This is a genomic window from Microbacterium barkeri, from assembly GCF_027921765.1.
Lineage (GTDB): Bacteria > Actinomycetota > Actinomycetes > Actinomycetales > Microbacteriaceae > Microbacterium > Microbacterium barkeri.
Window position 1 is genome coordinate 1 of sequence record NZ_BSEJ01000044.1, and the last position, 749, is coordinate 749.

The window sequence follows — 749 nt, forward strand, 5'->3', positions numbered from 1 at the left end:
CCCGTAGGAGTCTGGACCGTGTCTCAGTTCCAGTGTGGCTGGTCATCCTCTCAGACCAGCTAGGGATCGTCGCCTAGGTGAGCCGTTACCCCACCTACTAGCTAATCCCATCTGGGCACATCTGATGGCATGAGGCCCGAAGGTCCCCCACTTTGGTCTTGCGACGTTATGCGGTATTAGCTACCGTTTCCAGTAGTTATCCCCCTCCATCAGGCAGTTTCCCAGACATTACTCACCCGTCCGCCGCTCGTCACCCGAGAGCAAGCTCTCTGTGCTACCGCTCGACTTGCATGTGTTAGGCCTGCCGCCAGCGTTCAATCTGAGCCATGATCAAACTCTTCAATTTAAGTTTGATGCTCAAAGAATTAAACTTTGTAATGAATTACGTGTTCACTCTTGAGACTTGGTATTCATTTTTCGTCCGAGGACGTTAAGAATCCATGTCACTTTGAGTGCCCACACAGATTGTCTGATAAATTGTTAAAGAGCAGTGCCGCTTCGTTTTCGCTGCGGCGCGGGGTGTGCATATTACGCTTTCCCGCTGCAGAGTCAAGCATTTATTTTTGCTTTTCTCTGCGAGGTTCTCACCGGAACCCCGCTGACCCGGCGGCTTGTTTGCCGTTGTTCCGTGTCAGTGGAGGCGCATTATAGGGAGTAATTCTGAGGTGACAAGGGGAAATGCAAAAAAAGTTTTCAACCGTCTCTTTTTTCAACAATGCGGCGAGGAATGTCGCAAAAAACCGCCGTTT

The 749-nt window shown here is 50.5% G+C and carries 1 rRNA gene; it reads right to left on the reverse strand.

Annotated features, from left to right (window positions below):
- Positions 1-346 (reverse strand): 16S ribosomal RNA (locus PKE79_RS16750); the annotation flags it as partial.
- Positions 347-749: the final 403 nt, after the last annotated feature.